This window comes from Nocardia uniformis NBRC 13702 (genome assembly GCF_001613345.1).
Lineage (GTDB): Bacteria > Actinomycetota > Actinomycetes > Mycobacteriales > Mycobacteriaceae > Nocardia > Nocardia uniformis.
On sequence record NZ_BDCE01000013.1, the window covers coordinates 14,593 to 37,697 of the forward strand.

At 67.3% G+C, this 23,105-nt stretch carries 25 protein-coding genes, 1 pseudogene and 1 riboswitch; of the genes and pseudogenes, 12 read left to right on the forward strand and 14 right to left on the reverse strand.

Annotated elements, in window-relative coordinates; all coding sequences use genetic code 11:
- The first annotated feature begins 46 nt into the window (after positions 1-46).
- The 4 genes from NU1_RS03525 to NU1_RS03535 all read left to right on the forward strand — a co-directional run bounded on the left by NU1_RS03525 (position 47) and on the right by NU1_RS03535 (position 1,828).
- Positions 47-688 (forward strand): vWA domain-containing protein, encoded by a 642-nt coding sequence (locus NU1_RS03525; protein ID WP_170264292.1) that lies wholly within the window; start codon positions 47-49, stop codon positions 686-688.
- A 151-nt stretch (positions 689-839) separates the two neighbouring features.
- Positions 840-1,106 carry an NAD(P)H-dependent oxidoreductase gene (locus NU1_RS42515; protein WP_245719931.1) on the forward strand — a complete coding sequence of 89 codons (267 nt, stop codon included), beginning with the start codon at positions 840-842 and terminating at the stop codon, positions 1,104-1,106.
- Entirely contained in the window at positions 1,103-1,309 is a 207-nt protein-coding gene (locus tag NU1_RS39975) for an SMR family transporter (protein ID WP_084520953.1), read from the forward strand. The genes NU1_RS42515 and NU1_RS39975 overlap by 4 nt, the downstream gene beginning before the upstream one ends.
- A 75-nt stretch (positions 1,310-1,384) precedes the next feature.
- The gene (locus NU1_RS03535; protein WP_067517320.1) at positions 1,385-1,828 is read left to right on the forward strand and encodes an OsmC family peroxiredoxin; all 444 of its coding nucleotides are present in this window, start codon (positions 1,385-1,387) and stop codon (positions 1,826-1,828) included.
- A gap of 73 nt (positions 1,829-1,901) precedes the next feature.
- Here the strand turns inward: NU1_RS03535 and NU1_RS03540 are convergent, their stop codons facing one another.
- From NU1_RS03540 to NU1_RS03550, 3 genes are all read right to left on the reverse strand, one after another.
- Entirely contained in the window at positions 1,902-2,627 is a 726-nt protein-coding gene (locus tag NU1_RS03540; RefSeq protein WP_245719932.1) for a CbtA family protein, read from the reverse strand.
- Between the two features lie 62 nt (positions 2,628-2,689).
- Complete coding sequence (locus NU1_RS03545) at positions 2,690-2,884, reverse strand: CbtB domain-containing protein (RefSeq protein ID WP_067517322.1); 195 nt, start codon at positions 2,882-2,884, stop codon at positions 2,690-2,692.
- Between the two features lie 30 nt (positions 2,885-2,914).
- Positions 2,915-3,068, reverse strand: a riboswitch (cobalamin riboswitch).
- 22 nt (positions 3,069-3,090) lie between these two features.
- The gene (locus tag NU1_RS03550; RefSeq protein WP_067517324.1) at positions 3,091-3,402 is read right to left on the reverse strand and encodes an antibiotic biosynthesis monooxygenase family protein; all 312 of its coding nucleotides are present in this window, start codon (positions 3,400-3,402) and stop codon (positions 3,091-3,093) included.
- Between the two features lie 36 nt (positions 3,403-3,438).
- On the opposite strand from NU1_RS03550, the gene NU1_RS03555 reads away from it, so the two are divergent.
- From NU1_RS03555 to NU1_RS03570, 4 genes are all read left to right on the forward strand, one after another.
- Positions 3,439-4,185 (forward strand): alpha/beta fold hydrolase, encoded by a 747-nt coding sequence (locus NU1_RS03555; protein WP_067517436.1) that lies wholly within the window; start codon positions 3,439-3,441, stop codon positions 4,183-4,185.
- Between the two features lie 41 nt (positions 4,186-4,226).
- Positions 4,227-4,454: a glycine zipper domain-containing protein gene (locus NU1_RS03560; RefSeq protein ID WP_212761908.1), complete on the forward strand. Its 228-nt coding sequence runs from the start codon at positions 4,227-4,229 to the stop codon at positions 4,452-4,454.
- Positions 4,455-4,584: 130 nt separating this feature from the next.
- Positions 4,585-5,754, forward strand: a complete 1,170-nt coding sequence (locus NU1_RS03565; protein WP_067517326.1) for an acyl-CoA dehydrogenase family protein — start codon at positions 4,585-4,587, stop codon at positions 5,752-5,754.
- Between the two features lie 75 nt (positions 5,755-5,829).
- Positions 5,830-6,648 (forward strand): enoyl-CoA hydratase/isomerase family protein, encoded by an 819-nt coding sequence (locus tag NU1_RS03570; protein WP_067517327.1) that lies wholly within the window; start codon positions 5,830-5,832, stop codon positions 6,646-6,648.
- Positions 6,649-6,652: 4 nt separating this feature from the next.
- Here NU1_RS03570 and NU1_RS03575 read toward each other — a convergent pair whose 3' ends face one another.
- The 6 genes and pseudogenes from NU1_RS03575 to NU1_RS03600 form a co-directional block, all read right to left on the reverse strand.
- Complete coding sequence (locus NU1_RS03575) at positions 6,653-6,931, reverse strand: DUF4190 domain-containing protein (protein ID WP_067517330.1); 279 nt, start codon at positions 6,929-6,931, stop codon at positions 6,653-6,655.
- Positions 6,932-7,084: 153 nt separating this feature from the next.
- The gene (rlmB, locus tag NU1_RS03580; protein ID WP_067517332.1) at positions 7,085-8,059 is read right to left on the reverse strand and encodes a 23S rRNA (guanosine(2251)-2'-O)-methyltransferase RlmB; all 975 of its coding nucleotides are present in this window, start codon (positions 8,057-8,059) and stop codon (positions 7,085-7,087) included.
- A 112-nt stretch (positions 8,060-8,171) separates the two neighbouring features.
- Positions 8,172-9,572 (reverse strand): cysteine--tRNA ligase, encoded by a 1,401-nt coding sequence (cysS, locus tag NU1_RS03585; protein WP_067517334.1) that lies wholly within the window; start codon positions 9,570-9,572, stop codon positions 8,172-8,174.
- Positions 9,573-9,742: 170 nt separating this feature from the next.
- On the reverse strand, positions 9,743-10,210 hold the full coding sequence (gene ispF / locus NU1_RS03590) for a 2-C-methyl-D-erythritol 2,4-cyclodiphosphate synthase (protein WP_067517440.1): 468 nt from the start codon (positions 10,208-10,210) through the stop codon (positions 9,743-9,745).
- A 176-nt stretch (positions 10,211-10,386) separates the two neighbouring features.
- Positions 10,387-11,055 (reverse strand): annotated as a pseudogene (gene ispD, locus NU1_RS03595) (2-C-methyl-D-erythritol 4-phosphate cytidylyltransferase); the annotation flags it as partial.
- Between the two features lie 23 nt (positions 11,056-11,078).
- Positions 11,079-11,567, reverse strand: coding sequence for a CarD family transcriptional regulator (locus tag NU1_RS03600; protein ID WP_067517336.1), 489 nt, complete (start codon positions 11,565-11,567; stop codon positions 11,079-11,081).
- 317 nt (positions 11,568-11,884) lie between these two features.
- Between NU1_RS03600 and NU1_RS03605 the strand changes: the two genes are divergently transcribed.
- The 3 genes from NU1_RS03605 to disA all read left to right on the forward strand — a co-directional run bounded on the left by NU1_RS03605 (position 11,885) and on the right by disA (position 15,678).
- Positions 11,885-12,574, forward strand: coding sequence for a copper chaperone PCu(A)C domain-containing protein (locus tag NU1_RS03605; RefSeq protein ID WP_067517338.1), 690 nt, complete (start codon positions 11,885-11,887; stop codon positions 12,572-12,574).
- Between the two features lie 132 nt (positions 12,575-12,706).
- On the forward strand, positions 12,707-14,110 hold the full coding sequence (gene radA / locus NU1_RS03610; RefSeq protein WP_067517340.1) for a DNA repair protein RadA: 1,404 nt from the start codon (positions 12,707-12,709) through the stop codon (positions 14,108-14,110).
- A 500-nt stretch (positions 14,111-14,610) separates the two neighbouring features.
- Positions 14,611-15,678, forward strand: a complete 1,068-nt coding sequence (disA, locus tag NU1_RS03620) for a DNA integrity scanning diadenylate cyclase DisA (RefSeq protein WP_067517443.1) — start codon at positions 14,611-14,613, stop codon at positions 15,676-15,678.
- A 397-nt stretch (positions 15,679-16,075) separates the two neighbouring features.
- Here disA and NU1_RS03625 read toward each other — a convergent pair whose 3' ends face one another.
- Both NU1_RS03625 and NU1_RS03630 read right to left on the reverse strand, forming a co-directional pair.
- Positions 16,076-16,741 (reverse strand): hypothetical protein, encoded by a 666-nt coding sequence (locus NU1_RS03625; protein WP_067517344.1) that lies wholly within the window; start codon positions 16,739-16,741, stop codon positions 16,076-16,078.
- A gap of 152 nt (positions 16,742-16,893) precedes the next feature.
- Positions 16,894-17,517: a carbonic anhydrase gene (locus NU1_RS03630; RefSeq protein ID WP_067517345.1), complete on the reverse strand. Its 624-nt coding sequence runs from the start codon at positions 17,515-17,517 to the stop codon at positions 16,894-16,896.
- 977 nt (positions 17,518-18,494) lie between these two features.
- Here NU1_RS03630 and NU1_RS03635 point away from each other — a divergent pair.
- On the forward strand, positions 18,495-19,364 hold the full coding sequence (locus tag NU1_RS03635; protein ID WP_067517347.1) for an HhH-GPD family protein: 870 nt from the start codon (positions 18,495-18,497) through the stop codon (positions 19,362-19,364).
- Between the two features lie 584 nt (positions 19,365-19,948).
- Here the strand turns inward: NU1_RS03635 and NU1_RS03640 are convergent.
- The 3 genes from NU1_RS03640 to NU1_RS03650 form a co-directional block, all read right to left on the reverse strand.
- On the reverse strand, positions 19,949-20,827 hold the full coding sequence (locus NU1_RS03640; protein ID WP_067517349.1) for a metal ABC transporter permease: 879 nt from the start codon (positions 20,825-20,827) through the stop codon (positions 19,949-19,951).
- The gene (locus NU1_RS03645) at positions 20,824-21,753 is read right to left on the reverse strand and encodes a metal ABC transporter ATP-binding protein (RefSeq protein ID WP_084520966.1); all 930 of its coding nucleotides are present in this window, start codon (positions 21,751-21,753) and stop codon (positions 20,824-20,826) included. The genes NU1_RS03640 and NU1_RS03645 overlap by 4 nt, the downstream gene beginning before the upstream one ends.
- A 389-nt stretch (positions 21,754-22,142) precedes the next feature.
- A complete protein-coding gene (locus NU1_RS03650; RefSeq protein ID WP_067517447.1) occupies positions 22,143-23,087 on the reverse strand; it encodes a metal ABC transporter solute-binding protein, Zn/Mn family in 945 nt (314 codons plus the stop codon).
- Positions 23,088-23,105: the final 18 nt, after the last annotated feature.

Sequence of the window (23,105 nt, forward strand, 5' to 3'; positions counted from 1 at the left end):
GGCGTACGGTTGGTGCGGTTCGGAAGAATCGTCTCGGGGGTTTGCCATGACCAATCCTGATCTCACACTCATAGCGGTACTGCTCGACCGTTCGGGATCGATGCAGTCCATCAAATCCGACACCGAAGGCGGTTTCGCCGCCTATATGGACCAGCAGCGTGAGGTGCCCAGGCGCATCGAAGTGACGCTGGCGCAGTTCGATACCGAGTACGAGCTGGTCTACGCCAACAGGCCACTCGCCGAGGTGCCGCCGCTGAATCTGCAACCGCGGGGCATGACGGCCCTGTACGACGCGACGGGCCGCCTCATTACCGATATCGGGACAGAACTGGCCAAGCGTCCCGAGCACGAGCGCCCCGGCACCGTCATCGTGGTCGTCCTCACCGATGGTCACGAGAACTCCAGCAGGGAGTGGAGCCACACCGCGGTGAAGTCACTCATCACCCAGCAGCAGGACACCTACCGGTGGAACTTTCTGTTCCTCGGCGCGAATATGGACGCGGTCGCCATCGGCACGGGAATGGGCTTCTCGGCCAACCAATCCATTACCTATGCCGCTGCACCCCAGGGCGTTTCGGGCGTCTTCCGCGCCGCCTCGCAGTACACCGCCCGCCTACAGACCCCGGGCGGTACTCCGGATGCGGGTTTCACCGACGAGGAGCGCAGCGCCGCCAACCCCGACGCCTGAACGACATTCCGCCAGCGCTCGAGCGCAACGCGGCGACACGGCGGGGCGAATACCGCGACGGACCTCGGCTCGTCCTCCGTCCTCCCGGTGTGCGCCGGGATCCACCGATTTCACGACAGTGCGGCCCGATGTCGTCCTCATCGGAACGTCGATGTACAACTACTCGATCCCGGCGACCCTCAAAGCCTGGCAGGACCAGATCACCTTCCCCCGAATGTCATTGGCCCCCACCCGCTTCGTGGTCTCCACCGCGCGCGGCGGGTCCTACTCGCCGGGCGCGCCCAAGGCGAGGTTCGACCACCAGGAGCGCTTCCTACGCGACTTCTTCGCGGGCCACTCGCCGTCGAGGACACGGTTTTTTCATCAATGCCGAGCTCGCCAATGCCAGGGAGGACCCGGCGCTCGCGCACCTGCGTGACCCAGCACGACGCCGCCCTCGCGGCCGCGCTGGAATTTCCGCTCGCCGCCCCCGCCTACGCGGTCTTCACCGGTATGGGCGCGGTCGGTGCCAGCGCGCTCGGCACAGTGATTCACAAGGATCCGCTGAGTGCGGGACGTGCGCTGGCCTTGGCTCTGATAGTCGGCGGAATAGTGCTTGCGAGGGTGACGAATCCGGAATGAGCGGGACCGCCCAATCTCTCGTCACAACCGGGGTAGGTTCGACGCGTACGGCTTTCATCTCACGAAAGGACAGTGATGCCTACACGTACCGCGCGCACCGCTTGGACCGGCGGGCTGCAGGACGGCTCGGGTCAGGTCGAGCTGAGCAGCTCCAGTGCCGGCAAGTACGACGTGTCGTTCCCGAAGCGTTCGGCCGACAATGCCGAGGGCACCACCAGCCCGGAAGAGCTGATCGCCGCCGCGCATTCGTCCTGCTTCGCCATGGCGCTGTCGGCCGAGCTCGGCAAGGCCGGTGCCACCCCGCGGAGCCTGGATGTCACCGCCGATGTGTCGTTGGGTCCGGATCCGGCGGGCGGTTTCCGCATTTCGACCATCAAGCTGACCGTGGTCGGCCAGGCGGCGGGTATCGATGCGGACGGCTTCCTCGCCGCCGCGAATGCCGCCAAGGCGGGCTGCCCGGTGAGCAAGGCACTCGCGGGCGTCGACAATATCGAACTGGACGCCACTTTCGAGTCCTGATCGCAGGCGGAATCATTCGGAGCGCCGAATACGAAGAGGGCAGTGCCGGTGGTGGCACTGCCCTCTCGTCGTATTACCGTGCGCCCCCATTGATTTCCACGGCCTGCTTCCGCCCCGCGAATTCGGTCAGCGCCGCGAACGCCAGTCCCAGCGCTACCCACAGCGTGGTGGTGACGGTCAGTGACGACACCCGGAACTCCCACAGCAGCGTGGCCGGGAAGTCCGCCGTCACCTCGTTCACGCCGGGCAGCGCGATATAACCGACCGCGACGATGGCCACGAAGGCCGCGACCGCACCGATCAGCCGTACCGTCTCGAGCTGACCCCGCAGCAGCTTGTATACGTACACACCGATTCCGACGGCCGCGAATCCGAGCAGTACCACCGCGACCCACAACCAGGTGCGGTCGTTGATGGTCTCGGGATCACCCACCGCCGGCGGATTGGCCGGGTACTTGAAGAACGGCACCGCCGTGATCGCCAGCCAGCCACCGGCCGCCAGGCCCAGCGCCAACTTCGGTCCCGGCAGATTCGTATGCCGCCGCGCCACATTGGCGGCGGCGGCGAGGATCGCGCCCAGTGCGAGCCCGGTCAATCCCAGTGCCAGGAATTCGCCGAACTTCTGACCTTCGCGACTGACCAGCGGTTCTTCTTCGTCACCGTGCGAATGCCCACCGTCGCCGGTGGATTGGGCTTCCTCGATGGCAATGGCCGCGTCCACCTTCGGTTCCCCGACAATGAATCCGACGGTGCCCGCCAGCAGGCCCGCGATGAGACCGGCCAGCAGGCCACGCAGCAAAAGTGTTTTCAGTGAACCGCTCAGTGCTGTCTGTGAACGGCTCAGTGGTTCTCGGGAATCGCTCAGTGGCACGGGACGCCCAGCAGGTGTCGACCGTCGTGCATCAGCTCATGCATGTACATCCCGCTGCGCGAGATGGCACCCTGATCGAAGCCGACCAGGTACAGGGTGAGCAGTGCAAGCAGAACGACGCCTGCCGTGACGAGCCACGCATTGAGCGCATCGCTGGTCCGGCTGGGGGAGTGGACGATGGCCATCGAATCCTCCTAGGGGGATTTCGCGTCCCCGAGAGTTGGGTGCGACGGTGCCGGTGTCTGGCTCTCCGGCACCCGACCCGACGGCTGAAGTGCGTGGAATACAGTGGCGCGACCGCCCCGGACTTGCACCGGGTTACCACGTCACCATCGCTTGTTCACTCAGAACTGTCGCATCCCCGCAGACTCGGCGTCAACACACCATGTGATCAGGAGTTCTTGGCCGCAACGTCGAGGACGACCTCGAATTCCAGCAGCGAAGCACCGGTGGAGACGGGCTTGCGAGCCTCACCGGCGTGCGCCGCCCGGGCCGGACCGTCCCGCCACGCCTCGAAGGACGCTTCCGAATCCCACTGCGTGACAACGAAGTACCGGCTCTCACCGGCGGTCGGGCGCAGCAGCTGGAAGCCCAGGAAACCCGGGGAGTTCTCCACGGCGTGCGCGCGGGCGGCGAAGCGCTTCTCCAGCTCGGGGCCCGCACCCTCGGGAACTTCGATTGCATTGATCTTGACGACTGCCATGGGGTCGAGGCTACCGCCGCTGCCATAGTGGGAATCGTGTTGTACGACGAAGGCGGCAGCGGCACCCCGATCCTGCTGCTGCACGGATTGATGGGAAGTGCGCGCACCTGGCGCACGCAGGTGGACTGGTTGCGCGAATTCGGGCACGTGTACACCTTCGACGCGGCCGGGCACGGACGGCCCACACCGCCCGAACTGACCACCGAGGCCTTCGTGGCCGACCTCGCCGCGGGCACCGCCGCCATTGCCGAACCCATGGTGGTGATCGGACATTCGATGGGCGCGCTGCACGGCTGGATGTTCACTGCCGCGTACCCGGACCGGGTGCGGGCGCTGGTGGTGGAGGACATTGCCCCGGATTTCCGGGGCCGCACCGCCGACGACTGGGCCGCCATGATCGCGGCCTGGCCGCAGCCGTTCCCGGACGAGCCCGCCATGCTGGAATTCTTCGGCCCGGTCGCGGGTCGCTACTTCCTGGATTCATTCAGCCACGGCCCCGACGGCTACCGCCTGCACGGCGAGGTCGCCACCTTCCGCGATATCTCCGAGGAATGGGGCACCCGCGACTTCTGGACCCAATGGAGGTCGATCACCGTTCCGGCCCTTCTCATCGAGGGCGAACACACCATCACCCCGCCGGGACAGATGCGCGAGATGGCCGAGGTCCATCCCGACGCCCGGCATATCGTCGTCCCCGACGCCGGTCACCTGGTCCACGATGACCAGCCCGCCACCTACCGTGCCGAGGTCGAACGCTTTCTGCGCCGCGTCCTCGCGCCCTGACCCGAGCTGTCGCGCGCCCGCCGAGAGGGGACAATCGGCCCATGGGCGAGAACGAGAATGACGGCCCCGTGGGTGAGAACAAGGGTGACAATGACCCCGCGGGCGCGGCGAATGGCACTGGGAACAATGGGCTGACCACCGGGCTGGCTATCGGTATGAGTCTCGGCGTCGTCCTGGGCCTGCTCGTCTTCGACAACCTCGCGCTCGGCATGGGTGTGGGGATGTGCCTCGGAATCGCGCTGGGGGCGGCCCACGACGCGGCTCGCTGACGTGCTGTTCAGCGTGGTGCGCGCGGCTGCGACCCGGTATCGGCGAGCTTCTGCGGGCGGGTGCCTTCAGTCTGTGGTGCGGCCCGTCGTATGCTCAGCTCACGCATCCCGGAATGAATGGTGACCAACGATGATCGACTTCGCGATTCCTGCCGAGCTCGCCGCCGAACGCGATCGGGTACGGCAGTTCGTCATCGACAAGATCGTGCCGTACGAGCGTGATCCGCGGCTGACCGCGCACGGCCCCACCGATGAGCTGCGCCAGGAGCTGGTCGAACTGGCTCGCGCCGAGAAGCTGCTGACCATCCAGGCGCCCGTCGAACTCGGCGGTCGCGGTCTGTCGCATATCGAGCAGGCCGTGCTCTACGAGGCCGCCGGTTGGTCCACCCTCGGCCCGGTCGCCATGAACTGCGCCGCCCCCGACGAGGGCAATATGTTCCTGCTCTCCAAGGTCGCCAATGCCGAGCAGGTCGAGCGCTACCTGCGGCCGGTCATCGACGGCCATCAGCGTTCGGTATTCGCCATGACCGAACCGAACGGCGCGGGCTCCGATCCGAATCAGCTGGCCACCGAGGCCACCTTCGACGGCGAGAACTTCACCATCAACGGCCTCAAATGGCTGATCACCGGTGCCGACGGTGCCAAGACCTGGATCATCATGGCGCGCTTGGCCGCCAACCCGCACCTGCCCGAGGGCCCGACGCTGTTCATGTGCGACGGCGACAACCCCGGCATCGTCATCGAGCGGGTCATGAACACCATGGACCGCAATTACGTCGGCGGTCACGCGGTGGTGCGGTTCGACAATCTGGTGCTGCCCAAGGACTCCGTTCTCGGCGAGACCGGTCAGGCGCTGCGCTATGCCCAGCTGCGGCTGGCTCCGGCCCGCCTCACCCACTGCATGCGCTGGCTGGGCGCGGCCGAGCGTACCCAGGCCATCGCCATCGACTACGCCAAGACCCGCACCGCCTTCGGCAAGACCATCGGCGAGCACCAGGGTGTGTCGTTCATGTTGGCGGACAATGAGATCGCGCTGCACCAGTGCCGCCTCACCATCTGGCACGCCTGCTGGCTGATGGATCAGGGCGAGAAGGCGCGGCACGAATCGTCGATCGCCAAGTCCTTTGTCTCCGAGGAACTGTTCAAGGTCACCGACCGCTGCGTCCAGGTACTCGGCGGCATCGGCATCAGCGATGAGACCGTGGTCGAGATGATCTTCCGCGATATGCGCGCCTTCCGCCTCTACGACGGCCCCACCGAGGTCCACAAGTACGCCATCGGCCGCAAAATCCTGCGCTGAATCCGCTGCCTCCGTGTCGCTCCGGCTGTGAATTGTCGGCACGGAGGTAGCTGAACGGCACGTAGGATGCCTGCCATGGGTTCGGATCTGCAAGTTGATGTGTCCGGTGGGGTTGCGGTCCTCACGCTCAATCGGCCCGCACAGCAGAATGCGTTGACCCCCGCGATGGCGGCGGAATTGGGTGCGGCGCTACGCCGCTGCGATACCGAGGACGCCATTGGCGCGGTGGTCATCACGGGCACGCCGCCCGCGTTCTGCGCCGGTGCGGATCTGTCCGCGAAGGTCGGTGAGGTCAGTGGCCTCATCGACCCCGCGCCCTTCCGTATTCGCAAACCGGTGATCGCGGCGGTGAACGGTCATGCCGTCGGTATCGGTCTGGAGATCGCGTTGCAGTGCGATCTGCGGTACTTCGCCCGCGATGCCGTGTACGGCCTGAACCAGGTGCGCCGCGGCGCGATCGCCGACGGCTACGCGCACTGGACCCTGCCCCGTCTCATCGGGATGGCCAATGCCGCCGACATCCTGCTCACCGGCCGCACCTTCGACGGTGAGGAAGCGGCGGCGCTCGGTCTCTGCAATAACAGCCTGTCCGGCGGTGAGGTGCTGCCGACCGCCCTGTCCGTCGCCCACGACATTGCCAATGGCTCCGCCCCGCTGCCGGCCGCGCTGTCCAAGCGGCTGCTGTGGGAGAGCCTCGGGATGACCCCGGAGACCGTGGGCCGCCTGGAATCCGACCTCAATGGCCTGGTCGCCCAGAGCGCCGACGGCGGTGAGGGCCTGGCCGCCCTGCGTGATCGCCGACCGCCCAAATGGTCCGGCAGCGTCAGCGAAGAATGGCCCGCCTGGGATACCGAGAATCAGCTGACCGACCGCGACCAGCCCCGCCTGGACTGAGCTCTCAGGCTCCGCCGCCGATGAGCATCATCAGGAACAGGAACGCCACGAAGATCATCAGGATCGTCCCGACGATCCCCAGGATGTAACCCACCATTACCTGGATCCGTCCGCCGAACGCACCCCCGGACGCGTCGATTTCGTTCATCGCCCGCCGTCCCAGCGCCCACGCCACCGGACCCAGTGCGCCACAACAGAACACGCTCAATGTTCCGAGCAGCAGCACCGTGGTCGCATGCGGATGCTCGATCGGCGTACCGATGGGCTGATGCTCAATGGACACCGGGCTGATTTTACGGTTTCAACCCCCGGAACCGCTGCCTTACGCGCGGTGTCGGGCGCGGCGCGCCGACGAACTTCGCCCCCGGCTGCAACCTTTCCGGTCCCAGACGAGGGCGAATCATGGTGCGGCCCAAGTTATTCAGGCAGCTAGAGCTCAGCGACGGCGCTGGCGCGCCATATCGGCGAGCACCACGCCCGCGGCGACGGAGGCGTTCAGCGATTCCACCGGTCCGGCCATGGGGATGCTCAGGATGGAGTCGCAGGTTTCGCGAACCAGTCGAGACAGGCCCTTACCCTCGGAACCGACCACGACGACCGTCGGCGCGGTGCCGTCGAAATCATCGAGGGTGGTATCGCCGTCGGCGTCGAGCCCGACGATCTGGTAGCCCTGGCTGGCCCAATCCTTCAGCGTACGAGTGAGATTGGTAGCCCGGGCGACGGGCAGCCGAGCGGCCGCACCGGCGCTGGTGCGCCAGGCGACGGCGGTGATACTGGCACTGCGACGCTGCGGAATGACCACGCCGTGCCCACCGAACGCGGCCACCGAGCGCACCACGGCACCCAGGTTGCGCGGATCGGTGATGTTGTCCAGGGCCACCAGCAGGGCCGATTCACCGGAATCGTTGACGCGGTGAATCAGATCGTCCGGATGCGCGTAGCGATACGGCGGCACCTGCAGGCCAACGCCCTGGTGCAAACCGTTGTTACTCATGCGGTCCAGGTCGGTGCGCGGCACCTCGAGGATGGAGATACCGGTATCGGCCGCGATCTGCACGGCCTCGCTGAGCCGGTCATCGGCCTCGGTGCCGACCGCGACATACAGCGCCGTGGCCGGAACCCCGGCGCGCAGGCACTCCACCACGGGGTTGCGGCCCAGCACCAGCTCCGGGCCGTCGTCGCCCTTGGCGCCGCGGCCGGGCGCGCGGCCACGGCCCTGCGCCTCCTTGGCTTTGGCCTTCGCCGCCAGAGCTGCCCGCTTGGCGGCCGGATGCTTGGTGCGCGCCTCGGCGGGCGGGGTCGCGCCGCGACCCTCCAACCCCCGGCGTCGCTTACCGCCGGAGCCGACTACCTGCCCCTTCTTGGTGCCGTCCTTGCGTACTGCGCCGCGGCGTGCCGAATTGCCTGCCATCACTTCGCCTTCCGTGTCATGCGGGCGACCCGCACCCGGTCGGCGCAGCGTGCGGCTGCGCCCTGATGAAATTCCGTATTGCTCCCGACCGCGCTCGCCATGGTCCGAGCACTCATCGTGACTCCTTGGACAGCGCCCATTCCGGGCCTTCGGCGGTATCGGTGATCTCGACACCCGCCGCCTTCAGTCGATCGCGCACCGCGTCGGCGGTGGCCCAGTCCTTGGTGGCGCGGGCGGTCTGCCGTCGCTCCAACTCCGCGCCGATGAGCACATCGAGGGCCGCCAGTGCCGCGGAGTTGTCGGCGGGCGCGTCCCACTGCGCGTCGAGGGGATCCACCCCCAGCACACTCAGCATGGCCCGCAGCTGTCCGGCGAGGGTGCGCGCACCCTCGAGGTCGCCGGACTCCAGGGCCTTATTGCCCTCGTGTACGAGGTGATGGATCTCGGCCAGCGCCCTGGGTACACCGAGGTCCTCATTCAACGCGTCGGCGAAATTCTGGGTCCAGGTGCCGATCGGAACCTCGCCGGTGCGTTCGACGACCCGGCGAATGACCGCCTCGATGCGCTGGTAGCCGAGAGCGGCCTCGCTCAGCGCCTGATCGGAGTACTCCAGGACCGAGCGGTACTGCGCGCTGCCCAGGTAGTACCGCAACTCGACGGGCCGAACCCCCACCCGCTCCAGCACATTGGGGACCGACAGCGTATTGCCCAGCGATTTCGCCATTTTCGCACCCGACAGCGTCACCCAGTGGTTGTGCAGCCAGTAGCGGGCGAACCTATCGCCCGCCGCGCGCGACTGGGCGATCTCGTTCTCGTGGTGCGGAAAGACGAGATCCTTTCCACCGCAGTGGATATCGAATTCCGGCCCGAGGTAGTACTCGGCCATGGCGGAGCATTCCAGGTGCCAGCCCGGTCGTCCCGGACCCCACGGCGACGGCCAACTCGGTTCACCCGGTTTGGCGGCCTTCCACAGCGTGAAGTCGCGCGCGTCTTTCTTACCGGTCCCCGCGCTCTCGCCCTGCTGCACTTCATCGAGCTTGAGCCCGGACAGCTTGCCGTAGTCGGGGAAGCTCACCACGTCGAAGTAGACATTGCCGTCCGACGCGTAGGCGTGCCCGCGTTCGATGAGCCGCTGCATCATCCGCACCATCTGCGTGATGTGCCCGGTGGCCCGCGGTTCGGCGGACGGCGGCAGGACGCCGAGCGTGTGGTAGGCCCGGTCGAAGGCGCGCTCATAGGTCGCGGCCCATTCCCACCACGGCCGTCCGGCCTCGGCGGCCTTGTGCAGAATCTTGTCGTCGATATCGGTGACATTGCGAATGAAGGCCACATCGAATCCGTTAGCGGACAACCAGCGCCGCAATACATCGAAGGCGATATTGCTGCGCAGATGGCCGATGTGGGGTTCACCCTGCACGGTCGCGCCACACAGGTACACCGAGGCATGGCCGGGGACCAGCGGCGTGAAGTCACGCAGGGTCCGCGTCTCGGTGTCGAACAGGCGCAGAGTCACGACAAGGCATCCTAGCTGTTGAGATGTTGCGTATTACGGGCGGAGCGGGTAACGGGTTCGGTGCGAGTCTCTTCCGTCATCCCGGCGTGCTCGCGGCCGGGATCCACCCGCCGCACTGCTTCAACTGATCGCGGTGGATTCCGGCCGCGAGCACGCCGGAACGACGAGATTCAGGAGCGACAACAGAGCAGGGCGTTGGCGACTGCCGCGATGCCCTCGCCGCGACCGGTCAGCCCCAGGCCATCCGTGGTGGTGCCGGAGACCGACACCGGAGCGCCGAGTAACTCACCCAGCACTTCTTGAGCTTCGGTGCGGCGCGGCCCGATCTTGGGCCGATTGCCGATGACCTGTACAGCCGCGTTGACGATCGTGTAGCCCGCTTCGTTGAGCAGCCGCCGAACTTCTTTCAACATGGCCGCACCGGTGACGCCCGCCCACTCGGGGCGCCCGACGCCGAATATCGCGCCCACATCGCCGAGCCCCGCCGCCGACAGCAGTGCGTCGCACAGCGCGTGCGCCGCCACATCGCCGTCGGAGTGTCCGGCGCAGCCGCTGTCGCCGTCGAACAGCAGTCCGGCGATCCAGCAGGGCCGGCCGGGTTCGATCGGGTGCACATCGGAGCCGATGCCCACGCGCAGCGCGGTCGGGTCGATCACGGCGTGCCCACCGCCGCACGTGGATTATCGAATCGATTGCCCGGAACCTCGGGAGTGTCGCCCGCCGTATTACGGGAATCGCTCGGTATGTCACGGGAGTCGCTCGATGTGTCAAGCGGGCTGGCGGGCGTGTCAAGGGGGCTTTTGTGGCCAAGCCCATGGCCGCCCTGTGCGACAAGGGTATTGGCGAGCATCAGGTCCAGTGGGGTGGTGATCTTGAATGCCAGCGGGTTGCCGGGCACCGTGTGTACGGTCGCGCCGAGCAGTTCCACCAGACCCGCGTCATCGGTCGCCCGCGTATCGCTCGCATAGGCGTCGCGCAGAATTGTCGCCTCGAAGCCCTGCGGAGTCTGAATGGCGCGCAAGGCGGAACGATCCGGCGTACCGGTCACATCCCCCGCGGCATCCACGGACTTGATGGTGTCGGCCACCGGCAGTGCGGGCACCACGGCCCGACGTCCCGCGCGCAGCTCGGCGACCACCTGGGCGATCAACGACGGCGGCGTCAGGGCACGGGCCGCGTCGTGTACGAGCACATGGGTGGCGTCCGGGGCGGCCGCGAGACCGGCCCGAACGGAATCGGTACGTTCGGCCCCGCCGACGACCACGCTCACCGGCACCGGCCCGGAAGGCAGCAGTGCGCGGGCGTCGTCGACCAATTCGGCCGGGACCATCACCACGACATGGTCCACCGCCGCGGAGGCGATCAGACCGTGTACAGCGAGTCGGAGCATGGGACTGCCGCCGACAGGAACGAAAGCCTTGGGGAGTGATTCCCCTAGACGGACGCCCATGCCAGCGGCAGGCACCAACGCCACGACACGGATGTCGTCGCGTGATGTATTCACGGTCAGGAAGCCGCCGCGAGAACCTCGTCGAGCATGATGGCTGCCCGATTGTCGTCGGTGCCCTCGGCAAGGGCGAGTTCACCGACCAGGATCTGACGGGCCTTGGCCAGCATCCGCTTCTCGCCAGCGGAGAGGCCACGGTCCTGCTCACGACGCCACAGATCGCGAACGACCTCGGCCACCTTGTTCACATCGCCGGAGGCGAGCTTCTCGAGGTTGGCCTTGTAGCGGCGGGACCAGTTGGTCGGCTCTTCGGTGTGCGGCGCGCGCAGTACCTGGAAGACTTTATCGAGACCTTCCTGACCGACCACGTCGCGAACACCGACATATTCAGCGTTCTCGGCGGGAACCCGAACGGTGAGGTCGCCTTGGGCGACCTTCAGGACCAGATACTCCTTCTGCACACCTTTGATGGTGCGAGTTTCGATAGCTTCGATCAGCGCCGCTCCGTGGTGGGGGTAAACGACGGTGTCTCCGACCTTAAAAATCATGTGTCCCGTGCCCCTTTCGATGTTCACAGTTTAACATGCGACTCGGTAACGGCGCGATCAACGACGCAGGTCAGGGCCACAACGAGGCGGCGGCGGGGGTTGACATAACCCAGGGAGTGTGCATCTCCCTTGTGTCATAAGGGGATACCGTCGCGCGGTCCAACACGTTCATCCGTTGGCGCATCACGCAATTGCGATACCCGAGTCGGCATCGAGTGCGACACCGCCCCGACGCGAAGGCGGAGAAGTCAACCACTACTCTCTTTGACTACTACTCTCCATAGTGGAGTGAGCCCGGTCGACATGGAGGACAACCCGTGACTGCCCAGAAAGCCACCACAGCGTCGAAGGCGCGGCGTGCCGCGACAGTAGTTGCACTCGCCGCCGGCGCGGCGCTCGCGTTGTCGGGTTGCGGTACCGGTCAGGTTTCGCAGACGGCGGCGCAGGTTGCGGCCGTCAATGGCAATAACGCCGACGTCGGCAAGGTCGCGCTCCGGGACGTGCGCATTCTGCTGCCGCAGTCGGAGGAGTACAACAACGCCAAGGGCGGCAAGGCCCTGCTGGCGTTCAGCGCCATCAACAGCGGTGAGTTCAAGAGCGACACCCTCGTCAGCGTCGAGGCCCCCGAGCTGGGTTCGGTGCAGATCGACGGCAAGGCCGAGATCAAGCCGCAGGGGACCATCGTGGCCGGTGCGCCCGAGGCGGCCGAGGCCGCCGGGCACGACGATCACGGCACCCCGGCGCCGACCACCGACGACGCGCCCGCCACTCCCACACAGGCGCCCGGCGATGAGACCGCCGACCCGGCCGCCGAGCCGCTGAAGATCGAGATCACCGGGCTGCAGAACGACGTCACCGCGGGCCTCACCTACCCGGTGCGATTCAACTTCAAGGAGAACGGCACCGTGCTCGTGAACGTTCCGGTCGATGCCGGGCACGACCTCGAGCGCGCCGTCACCGATAAGTCGAAAAGCGAGGAAAAGGGCGCCAGCACCGGCGGTCACTGACCCGCTGTCGCACCACTTACCTACCCCCCGCACCCGTTTCCAGTCTGCTGGAACGGGTGCGGGCGTGATTTCGGGGCTGTCACCGGTGCGGCGGACCCCGGGCATGTCGGAGCCCGTCACTAGGCTGCGCGCGTGGCCAAGGTGAAAACGCTGTACCGCTGCTCCTCCTGTCAGCACGAGGTCGCCAAGTGGGTGGGCCGATGCCCCGACTGCAATAGCTGGGGCACCGTCGACGAGGTCGCGGCGGCAACGGCGACCGTGGCCGTGGGACGCCGGGCGATGCTGCCCAGTACCGCGGCCGCGCCGTTGTCCAGCATCGATTCCAAGACCACCCAGGCGCGTTCGACCGGAGTGTCGGAACTGGACCGGGTACTGGGCGGCGGCATTGTGGCCGGGTCGGTGGTGCTGCTATCCGGCGAGCCGGGCGTGGGTAAGTCGACCCTGCTACTCGAGGTGGCGCACCGCTGGGCGCGACAGCATGAAGAGCGGTCGCTGTATGTGACCGCGGAGGAGTCGGCCGGACAGGTGCGATTGCGGGCCGACCGGACCGGGGCGGTGCACGAGAAGGTGTACCTGGCGGCGGAATCGGATCTGGCCACCATCTTCGGCCATGTCGACCAGGTGAAACCCACACTGCTGGTGGTCGATTCGGTGCAGACCATGTTGGCCGCCGACGCCGACGGGGTGATGGGCGGTGTCACCCAGGTGAAGGCGGTGGCCTCCGCGCTCACGGCGCTGGCCAAATCCAGCGGCATCGTGGTGCTGCTGGTCGGACACGTCACCAAGGACGGGGCGGTGGCCGGGCCGCGCACCCTCGAACACCTGGTGGACGTGGTGTTGCACTTCGAGGGCGATAAGCACTCCACGCTGCGCATGGTGCGCGGCCTCAAGAACCGTTTCGGCAGTACCGACGAGGTGGGCTGCTTCGAGATGCGTGAGGACGGCATCGCCTGCGTGGACGACCCTTCCGGGCTGTTCCTGCATCATCGGGGCACCTCGGTGCCGGGTACCGCGATCACGGTGGCCATGGACGGGAAGCGGCCCATGCTCGGTGAGGTGCAGGGGCTGACGGTCACCACCCAGGCGCCGGCGCCGCGGCGCGCGGTGAGCGGGTTGGACTACAACCGGGTCTCCATGGTGCTGGCGGTGCTGCAGAGCCGTTGCGGCCTCTACCTGGGAAAACATGATGTGTACGCGGCAACGGTGGGCGGTATGCGGCTCTCGGAACCCGCGGCGGATCTGGCCGTCGCGCTGGCCATTGCCAGCGCCGACGCGGATCAGGCGCTCTCGCCCGGGATGGTGATTCTCGGTGAGGTCGGGCTGGCGGGGGAGGTGCGCCGGGTGCAGGGGTTGAACCAGCGGCTGGCCGAGGCGGAGCGGCTCGGATTCACCGAGGCGGTGGTGCCGCCGGGAGTGGAGCGCGCCGGGCGCAAGATGCGATTGCACGAGGTCACGGACCTGCGTGGGGCGCTGGGGCTGATCGGTGTGCGTCGGCGGCGGGCGGCCAAGGCGGCCGCCGTCGAAGCTGCCGGGTGATTGTCGAGATCGCTGGCGTGATGTCGGCACGTCCCCGGCGGCACGGCAGGCGTTCGGCCGGGAGCCACCACTGCGGGAGTGGGGATTCCGGCCAAATGCATGCCGGGATGACGAGGGTGGCCAGGCGGCACCGCGTTCGGTTCGGCCGCACCGGGTTTCGCATCGGTGAACGTGGGATTCGGTCTGTTCAAGGGGGTTTCGTGGTGCGCGCTCCCATGGTGCGCGAGGAAGGTATCGAGTGATGGGCGGACGGTGGATGAGTGGCCTGCTCGGGTTGACCGGCCCGGTTCGCGGTGCCGCGAATGCGGTGGACAGCACTGACAATTCAGCGCTGACGGTATCGGGTTTCGGCTGTTCACAGGGTATTTCGTAGTGTGTGCCGTGATGGAGTGCGGGGAAGGTGTCGAGTAATGGCGCGGCGGTGGGTGACTGGTCTACTCGGACTGGCGGGTCCGGTTCGCGCGGCCGCTGATACGGTCGAAAGCACGGATAATCCCGCGGTGTCGGACAATTCCGATGACGCCCGGTGGGATGTGCTCGCGCGACTCGTTCCGGGTACGCAATTGCGTGATGGGATCGATCGCATTCTGCGCGGGCGCACCGGTGGATTGATCGTGCTCGGCTATGACGATCGCGTCGAGAACATCTGCGATGGCGGGTTCGAATTGGATATCGAATTCGCGCCGACGCGATTGCGGGAATTGTCGAAAATGGATGGGGCGGTGGTGCTTTGCACCGATGGTGCGCGAATCGTTCGGGCGAATGTGCATTTGGTACCCGATCCGGCGCTGCCGACGGTGGAGTCGGGTACCCGGCACAAGGCGGCCGAGCGCACCGCCGCCCATACCGGATATCCGGTGGTGTCGGTGAGCCGCTCCACCGGCATTATCACCGTGTACGCCAATGGAACCCGGTACCTGGTGCAGGAGTCGCCGACCATTCTGACCGGCGCCAATCAGGCCATGGCCACCCTGCAGCGCTACCGCGCCCGCCTCGACGAGGTGACGCGGCGACTGTCGGCGCTGGAGATCGACGATTCCGCCACCCTGCGTGACGTGCTCGTCGTGGTGCACTGTCTGGAGCTGATGCGGCGCACCGCGGGCGAGATCGACCAGGCCGTACTGGAACTCGGTGTGGACGGCCGCCAGCTCGCCCTGCAGCTGGCCGAGCTGGTCGCCGATACCGAGAACCTGCGTCGGCTGCTGATTCGCGACTACCTGGTGGCCGAGCAGGTCGGTGCACCGCAGGTCGATCGTGCGCTGGCGCGCCTGGACGCACTCGCGGAGCCCGATCTGCTCGAGTTGGCGGATCTGGCTCCGCCCCTGGGCTATCCGGCGACCATCGAGGCCCTCGATACCCCCGTGGACCCGCGTGGCTACCGGCTCCTGGCCGAGATTCCCAGGGTGCCGTTCCGCCGCGTAGAACCGCTCGTGGATGTATTCGGCACGCTCCGTGCGCTATTGGACGCCACTCAGACCGAGTTGGAGGCAGTGCACGGCATCAGCCCGGCCACGGCCCGCCGCATTCGCGAGGGACTGTCGCGCCTCGCCGCCAATGGTGGTTTCTGACCGTCGCGGCAGGTGCGGCTGCTGGCCTTCGGTGTTGCCGAGGTTGAAGGCGTGTTGTCGGTGCAGCCCCGTCATCCCGGCATGCTTTTTGGCCGGGATCCACTACCCGGAAGTGTGGATTCCGGCCAAACGCACGCCGGAATGCCGAAGGCGGGCAGGCGACATCGCGACACCACCCTCAGTTGGCGCGGCTGCGGGGGTTGCGGCTGCTCGTCTTCGGGTGGTGGGGGTTGCGGCTGCTCGTTATCGGCGGCGGGTGCCGCGGCTCGTCATCCCGGCGTGCTTTTGGCCGGGATCCACTGCCCGCATGACAGGTTCGTCCTACCAACCTCGGCGTGCTGGCCCCGAGGTGCGGTGGATTCCAGCGAACAGCATGCTGGAATGACGAGTCGTCAGATCAGGCGATATTGAACGGTTCCGGGGAGCTGCGGACCGAACCCAGTTGGGCCACAACGGTGTACGCGCCCGGCGGGACCTGGACGCGTTCGCCCGCGCAGCTGGGCTGGGAGCTGGAGCCGGACCAGGTGACCGTGAAGGCCGCCTGCTGACCGGGATTCAGGATCCGCACGTCCGGGGTGCCGTCCGGATAGCAGTCGGTGCTGGCCCACATCCGGCGTTGGCCGTCCAGGGACTGCACCGAGATCTGCTGCAGCCCCGAGCCCATATCGCGCTCACACGCGTCGCTGGAGATATTGGTGATGACAATGCCGAAGACCGGTTGCTCACCGGTTTTGTAGGTGGGCTGGCCGACGTTCACCTTCACCGCCAGGGATTGGTCCGGGCACGGTTGGCCCGCTGGCGCGGCCTCGGCGCCGGAGGCCGCCGTCGCCGAAGCCGAGGAGCTCCCGGACGCGGACTCCGATGCGCCGCTCGAGCTTCCGGCGGCCTTATTGCTGGCCGCCGTGGTCGAGGGATTGGCACCGGGGCTGTCGCTTCCGTCGCCGCGCAGCAGCGCGAAGGCGAGCCAGAGCACGAGTGCGAGGGCGACCACCACCGCTCCGATCGCGAGCAAACGGCGGCGCCAGTAGATTTCCGGCGGCAGAGGTCCATTCGGTTCCAGCACGGCAACTACGGTAAGGGCACGCTTGCGCCCATACCGCTCAGGGTCTCGGCGTGTCGGGTGGGAAACAGCGGTGGCGCCGGGTACATTTCAGCGCCCTCGGCTCCGGCGTCGTGCGCGAGCCCCTGACCAGTGCGAATCATTGCGGACCCGGATCAGACGACCTCGCCGATATTGCCGATCACACGCTGCAATTTGATCTCGCCCTCTTCGAGGTTGTAGGTCACACAGGCGATGGCGCATTCGCCGGTGGCCACGCGCTGGGAGATGATCATCGAGCGCTGCATGAGCAGGCGGGCGGTCTCCTCGACGTGCCGGGCTTCCAGTTCGTCGATCGAGTTCAGTCCCTCGCGGCGACCGAGCAGGATGGACGGGGTGACCCGCTCGACCACGCTGCGGATGAATCCGCCCGGGACATTGCCATTGTCGAGAGCGTCGATGGTGGCGTGTACCGCGCCGCAGCTGTCGTGCCCGAGCACCACGATCAGCGGCACATTGAGTACGTGCACCCCGTATTCGATGGAGCCCAGTACCGAACTGTCGATGACATGTCCCGCGGTACGCACCACAAACATCTCGCCCAGGCCCTGATCGAAGATGATCTCGGCAGCTACCCGCGAGTCACCGCAACCGAACAGAATCGCCTGTGGTTGCTGCCCTCCGACAAGTTTGGCCCGGTCCGCTGCCCCCTGGCTTGGGTGAAGCAGCGTCCCATTGACGAAGCGTTCATTGCCCTCGCGAAGGGACTTCCATGCGCTGATCGGGTTCGAATGCGGCATGCGTCCCATTTTCCACAGTCGAGCTGTTACCGGCGAGTCCGTGACGTTACGGCATGGCAAATATGCCCTTGCTCGGGCGCGGCGAGACCGGTGAGCACCCCCCGCTGACGCGCGGAAACCCCGGTGCGTCGCCACGGGAACCGCCGCCGCCACGCCACGCCCGAGGATGGCGAAGAACTCGATCCTCGCACCCTGCCTCTGAGTACCAACGGCCGAGTCCGGCGCGCACCCCGGTCCGCCATCCACGGACGATTCGCCGACGGGAACGGGTGACGTGGCGGTACTCCCGGCCGCCCTCGACGACGTTCGCGCTCAGGGCGTGGACACGGTGGACCGTACTGGGCTTGCCGCGCCCGAGACGGGTGCCCGCCGACACGTGGCCCCGGCGGGCCTGGCCCGGCAGTCCACATCTGCGCGGCACTCACGGTCCGATGTGCGGAATCCGCCACCGGGACGAGCTCGGGAAGTGGCGAATGAGCTGTGTTGCGGACTGGTCGGGCGTAGCGGATGGCTCGGCCGACCTGTGGGCGCGCGGAAAGGGGCCGGGTCCGGCTCCGACGGGCCGTGCGGCGGGGCGACGCACTGTCCGCGCGGAATTCTGTTGTCGAGCCCGCCCGATGGCGGTGCGGGTGGCTGCTCGACCGACTTGCGGTAGTCCGCCCGGGAAGTGGCGTGCGGACACTGGTGGCGTAGTCGGTATGCGGGACGTGGGTCGTGGGTGGTGGCTACGGTCGTGGGTGGTGTCGTCGGGGCGGCGCACTGTCGGTGTGGCGTTCTGTTGTCGAGTCCAGCCGATGGCGGTGCGGGTGGCTGCTCGACCGACTTGCGGTAGTCCGCCCGGGAAGTGGCGTGCGGACACTGGTGCGGGCTGGGAATCGGCGTGCGGGGCGCGCGGGAAGTTGGTCGTGGGTGGTGACTACGATCGCGCGTGGTGTCGGGGGATTTTCCGGCTCCGACGGGCCGGGAGGAGGGGCGAGATGGATACCGATGTACTCGTGGACTGGTATCAGGAGACGGCGCGGGATCTGCCGTGGCGGCGGCCCGGGGTGACGGCGTGGCAGATTCTGATGAGCGAGATCATGCTGCAGCAGACGCCGGTGGTGCGGGTGGAGCCGATCTGGCGGGAATGGGTGGCGCGGTGGCCGGTGCCATCCGCGATGGCCGCCGAATCGCAGGGGGAGGTGCTGCGCGCGTGGGGCAAGCTCGGCTATCCGCGGCGGGCGCTGCGGCTGCACGAGTGCGCTCAGGTGCTGGCTCGCGACCATGGTGACGAGGTGCCCACCGATGTGGACATCCTGCTGAGTCTCCCCGGTATCGGCGCGTACACCGCCCGCGCCGTCGCCTGTTTCGCCTACGGCCAACGAGTTCCGGTGGTGGACACCAATGTCCGCCGGGTGGTGGCCCGCGCCGTGCACGGCCGCGCCGAAGCGGGCAACCCCGCCGCCCGCGACCTCGCCGAAACCGAAGCCCTGCTTCCACCCAGCATCCCCCGCGCGGCCGTCTTCTCCGCCGCCCTGATGGAACTCGGCGCGGTCATCTGCACCGCCCGCAACCCCGACTGCACCCGCTGCCCCCTCCCCACCTGCGCCTGGATCACCGCCGGTCGCCCTGCCTCCGACGTGGTCCGCCGCACCCAGAAATACGAGGGCACCGACCGCCAAGCCCGCGGCCGCCTCATGGACGTCCTCCGCGCCGCCCACGGCCCCGTCGAACGAATCCGCCTGGACCTGGCCTGGACCCGCGACCCGGGCCAACGCGACCGCGCACTGGACTCGCTGCTGGTGGACGGCCTGGTCGAGCAAACCTCCGACGGCCTGTTCGCCCTCGCAGGCGAAGGCAACGCCTGACTCACAGCTGTTGCTGGCGATCCGCGCTCGGCCACCCGTCGCTGGTTGCGGGTCGCCCGTCACGGGTCACGGGTCGCTGGATTGCTGGTCGCCCGCCCGTCGCCGGTTGCCGGTTGCCCGTCACCGGTCACCGGTCATTCCGGCGCGCACTTGGCCGGAATCCACCACACCCTGGAAAAGCGGCACGCATCGGACCGTAGGGCGAATCTGCCGCGCGGTAGTGGATCCCGGCCAAAAGCACGCCGGGATGACGAGACGACGTATGCCGGGGAGGTGAGGGCAAGGCATGCCAGGGTGAGGAGGGCGGCACGACCCCTGCCGGATGCCGGATGCCGGGGCGGCGTGTTCCTGTGGCGCGGTGGGGTAGCAGGGGAGCACGTGATTTGCCGGGCGGTGCACACGCACGCCCCTCCCACGCCTGGACGAGGGGGCGTCGGCGCAGGAGGGTGCGTGGTGGGCGCAATCTGCTGCCCCTCATGCGGCAGATCGCGGGTTCTGGGGCGCGCCAAGGGCATTGCTGCCGGGCTTGGCGCGCGTCTCAGCCATTTCGCGCACCCTGGGGCGCGAGGTGGTGGGCGGTGTGGTTAGGCCGCCACCAGTTCTCGGCGGCGGGTTCTGGTGCGGGTACCGATAATTCGGCAGATCACGTAGATCGCGAAGGAGATGGCGGTGACGAAGGTGGAGATGGGGACGCCGGGGGCCAGCGACAGGAGGATGCCGCCCACCGCCGCGGTTTCGGCGAAGATGATCGACAGGATTGCCGAGTGCATCGGGTTGGCGGTGAGTTGCGCCGCCGCTGCCGCCGGGGTGATGAGCAGGGCGAGCACCAGGAGTGCGCCGACGATCTGGACGCCGAAGGCGGCGGTAATACCCACCAGGATGGCGAAGACCACGGCCAGGGCGCGCACCGGGACTCCACGCGCGACAGCTACTTCGGGATCGGTGCTGGCGAAAAGCAGTGGGCGGTAGATGAATGCGAGTACTACCAGGACACCGACGGTGCAGGCGGCGAGGAGGCCGAGGCCGGTATCGCCGACGCTGACCACCTGACCGGTGAGCAGGGAGAATTTCGAGCCCGCGCGTTCGGGACCCAACCAGAGGAACAGCACCGAGAGGCCGAGACCGAAGGACAGCACCACCGCGATGACCGAATCCCGTTCGCGCGCACGCGAACCCAGCAGCCCGAACAGGACGGCCGCGACCACCGATCCGGCAATGGCTCCGAATCCGACACCGATACCGAACAGCAGCGCCGCCGCGGCTCCGGTGAGTGACAGTTCGCTGGTGCCGTGCACCGCGAAGGACATCTGGCGGCTGACAATGAGCGGGCCGATCGCACCCGCCAGCAATCCCAGCAGCGCGGCCGCCAGCACCGCCTGCTGGACGAAGTCGTAGGACAGCAGGTTCGCGGTGGTGGAGAAGTCGAACATCTTGCTGAGGACGCCGGTCAGTTTGTCGTTCATCCCCGCACCTCACCGGCGGCATCGCCGTGGCAGTGCTGGGCTCCGGCCGCGCCGAGCGCATCCATGGTGTCGCCGGTACCGACCACCACCAGGCGGCCGCGTACCCGCAGCACATCCACCTCGGTGCGGTAGAGCTCCGAGAGCACCTCCGAGGTCATCACCTCATCGGGCGGGCCGATCCGGAATTTTCCGTCGACCAGGTACAGCACCCGATCCACCAGCGGCAGAATCGGATTGATCTCGTGGGTCACGAACAGCACGGCGGTGTCGTGGGTGCGGCGCCGCTTGTCGATGAGTGTGGAAACCAGGCGCTGGTTGGCCAGATCGAGGCTGAGCAGCGGTTCGTCGCACAGCAGTACGCGCGGATCGCCGACCAGTGCCTGCGCCACCCGCAGCCGCTGCTGCTCACCACCGGAGAGCACATCCAGCGGCGCGTTCGCGAATTCCTCCGCGCCCACATCGGTAATCGCGGCCGTCACCTTGCGCCTGCGCTCCTTGCGCCCGCCCAGTCCCAGTCCCCACTGATGCCCGTCCACACCCAGTCCGACCAGATCCACGCCGCGCAATTGCGCCCCGCCATCGATCGTCTTCTGCTGTGGCACATAGCCGATATGCCGATTTCCGGCCCGGGTGGGCGCCCCCGCGATCTCGGCCGTACCCGCCGACAGCCCGAGTTGTCCCAGCAGCACCTTCAACAGCGAGGTCTTACCGGACCCGTTGGGCCCCAGTACGGCAACGAACTCGCCGGGCGCGATGTCCAGATCGAGCCCGTCCCACAGCGTGCGTTCCCCGAACGCCAATCGCGCGTTCGACAGTCGCACAGCGGGCGTGCCGTTGCCGCTCGTCACCGCGGCGGCCCCGGAGCCGGACAGTACCCGCACGTCACCGGGTGCGCCGTCGTTCGACTCGGGTACCCGATTGTCCATGCCGTTCATGCCAGGTGTTTCGGTGCGGAGGCCGTCGTGTGATGGGGCGGTGGCGGAGCCCGTCGAAACCGCATTGTTCACAGGCGTATTCATGTCATCGCCCCGTCCATTGATTCCCGCTACCTCGTGAGCGCGGGAAGGCGGCATGGAAGTGTCCATTATCCGCTCGCCACTCGGCGGCGCTCCCGTTACCGGGCAACCGTTATCGGCGGTGGCGCAGGAGTCGGGCGCATCGGTGGTCGCGGGGGACCGGGCCGCACCGGTCGAGGGTCGCGCGGCGTCCGCACCGGGCGCGGTACGTGCGCGCGGCGACTGCGGTACCCCCTCGGTCGGCTCGGTCAGCGCGACTCCCTTGTCGTGGACGGTGATGGTCATGCGGTGACTGCGGCCTAGCTCAGGGCCTGGGCCAGGGCCTGAGCGTTCTGGGTCTGCCACTGAATGTAATCGAGGCCCTCGGGCAGGGTTTCGGTCACCTCGACCACCGGAATTCCGGCGGCCTCGGCGATCGCCTTGAGGTCCTTGGTGGTCTTGTCCTCGGTCTGGCTGTTGTAGATGAGGGCGCGGACCTGCTTATTGGTGAGCAGGTCGCGCACGGTCGCGACGGAGGCCGGGGACGGGTCGGTGCCCTGTTCGACGGCTTCCTGGAACTCGTGCGGGGTGCGGTCGTCGGCCTTGGCCTCGAGCAGCAGGTAGTAGGCCAGTGGCTCGGTCTGCAGTACGGGGGTGTTCGGGTGCTCGGCGGCGATCTTCTCGATAATGGCGTCGATTCCGGCGAGCTTGTCATTGAAGGCGGCGGCGCGGTCGGCGTAGGCCTGCTTGTTGTCCGGATCGATATCGCCCAGCACCTCGGCGATGTGTTCGGCGACCTCACCGACAATGTGTACGTCGTACCAGACGTGCTCATTGGTCTCGTGGTCGTGCGTGTGCGCGCCCTCGGCGGTGGTGGGGGCGGCAGGGGTCGTCGGAGCCTCGTGCGCGTCCTCTCCGGCGATCTCGAAGGCATTGATGGCCTTCTTGTCCTTGCCCGCGATGGCCTTGTCGATGAACTCGTCGTAGCCGCCGCCGTTGTAGACGATCAGGTCGGCGTCACTGATCTTGGCGGCCTCGACGGGGGTCACCTCGTAGGAGTGCGGGTCGGCGCTGGGATCGGAGATCAGCGACTCGACCTCGGCGTCGGATCCGGCGACGGTCTTGGCGATATCGCCCCAGACATTCGTCGACGCGACGATGGTGAGCTGGTCCGAGTCGTTCTTCGCGGTTCCGCAGGCGGTCAGAGCGGCAATGGTGGCAACACCCACGGCAATGCCTGCGAGTCGAGCAAATTTACTGGTCACGCTGGGGTACTCCACATG

Bases quoted from the DNA above. Each gene is read 5' to 3' on its own strand.
- NU1_RS03630 (WP_067517345.1), bottom strand. From the start codon at position 17,517: ATGCCGCATTCGAACCCGATCAGCGCATGGAAGTCCCTTCGCGAGGGC.
- NU1_RS03550 (WP_067517324.1), bottom strand. From the start codon at position 3,402: ATGGCAGTCGTCAAGATCAATGCAATCGAAGTTCCCGAGGGTGCGGGC.
- NU1_RS03525 (WP_170264292.1), top strand. From the start codon at position 47: ATGACCAATCCTGATCTCACACTCATAGCGGTACTGCTCGACCGTTCG.
- NU1_RS42515 (WP_245719931.1), top strand. From the start codon at position 840: ATGTACAACTACTCGATCCCGGCGACCCTCAAAGCCTGGCAGGACCAG.
- NU1_RS03635 (WP_067517347.1), top strand. From the start codon at position 18,495: ATGGATACCGATGTACTCGTGGACTGGTATCAGGAGACGGCGCGGGAT.
- rlmB (WP_067517332.1), bottom strand. From the start codon at position 8,059: ATGGCAGGCAATTCGGCACGCCGCGGCGCAGTACGCAAGGACGGCACC.
- NU1_RS03600 (WP_067517336.1), bottom strand. From the start codon at position 11,567: ATGATTTTTAAGGTCGGAGACACCGTCGTTTACCCCCACCACGGAGCG.
- NU1_RS03565 (WP_067517326.1), top strand. From the start codon at position 4,585: ATGATCGACTTCGCGATTCCTGCCGAGCTCGCCGCCGAACGCGATCGG.
- NU1_RS03640 (WP_067517349.1), bottom strand. From the start codon at position 20,827: ATGAACGACAAACTGACCGGCGTCCTCAGCAAGATGTTCGACTTCTCC.
- NU1_RS03560 (WP_212761908.1), top strand. From the start codon at position 4,227: ATGGGCGAGAACGAGAATGACGGCCCCGTGGGTGAGAACAAGGGTGAC.
- NU1_RS03545 (WP_067517322.1), bottom strand. From the start codon at position 2,884: ATGGCCATCGTCCACTCCCCCAGCCGGACCAGCGATGCGCTCAATGCG.
- NU1_RS03570 (WP_067517327.1), top strand. From the start codon at position 5,830: ATGGGTTCGGATCTGCAAGTTGATGTGTCCGGTGGGGTTGCGGTCCTC.
- NU1_RS03535 (WP_067517320.1), top strand. From the start codon at position 1,385: ATGCCTACACGTACCGCGCGCACCGCTTGGACCGGCGGGCTGCAGGAC.
- NU1_RS03645 (WP_084520966.1), bottom strand. From the start codon at position 21,753: ATGGACAATCGGGTACCCGAGTCGAACGACGGCGCACCCGGTGACGTG.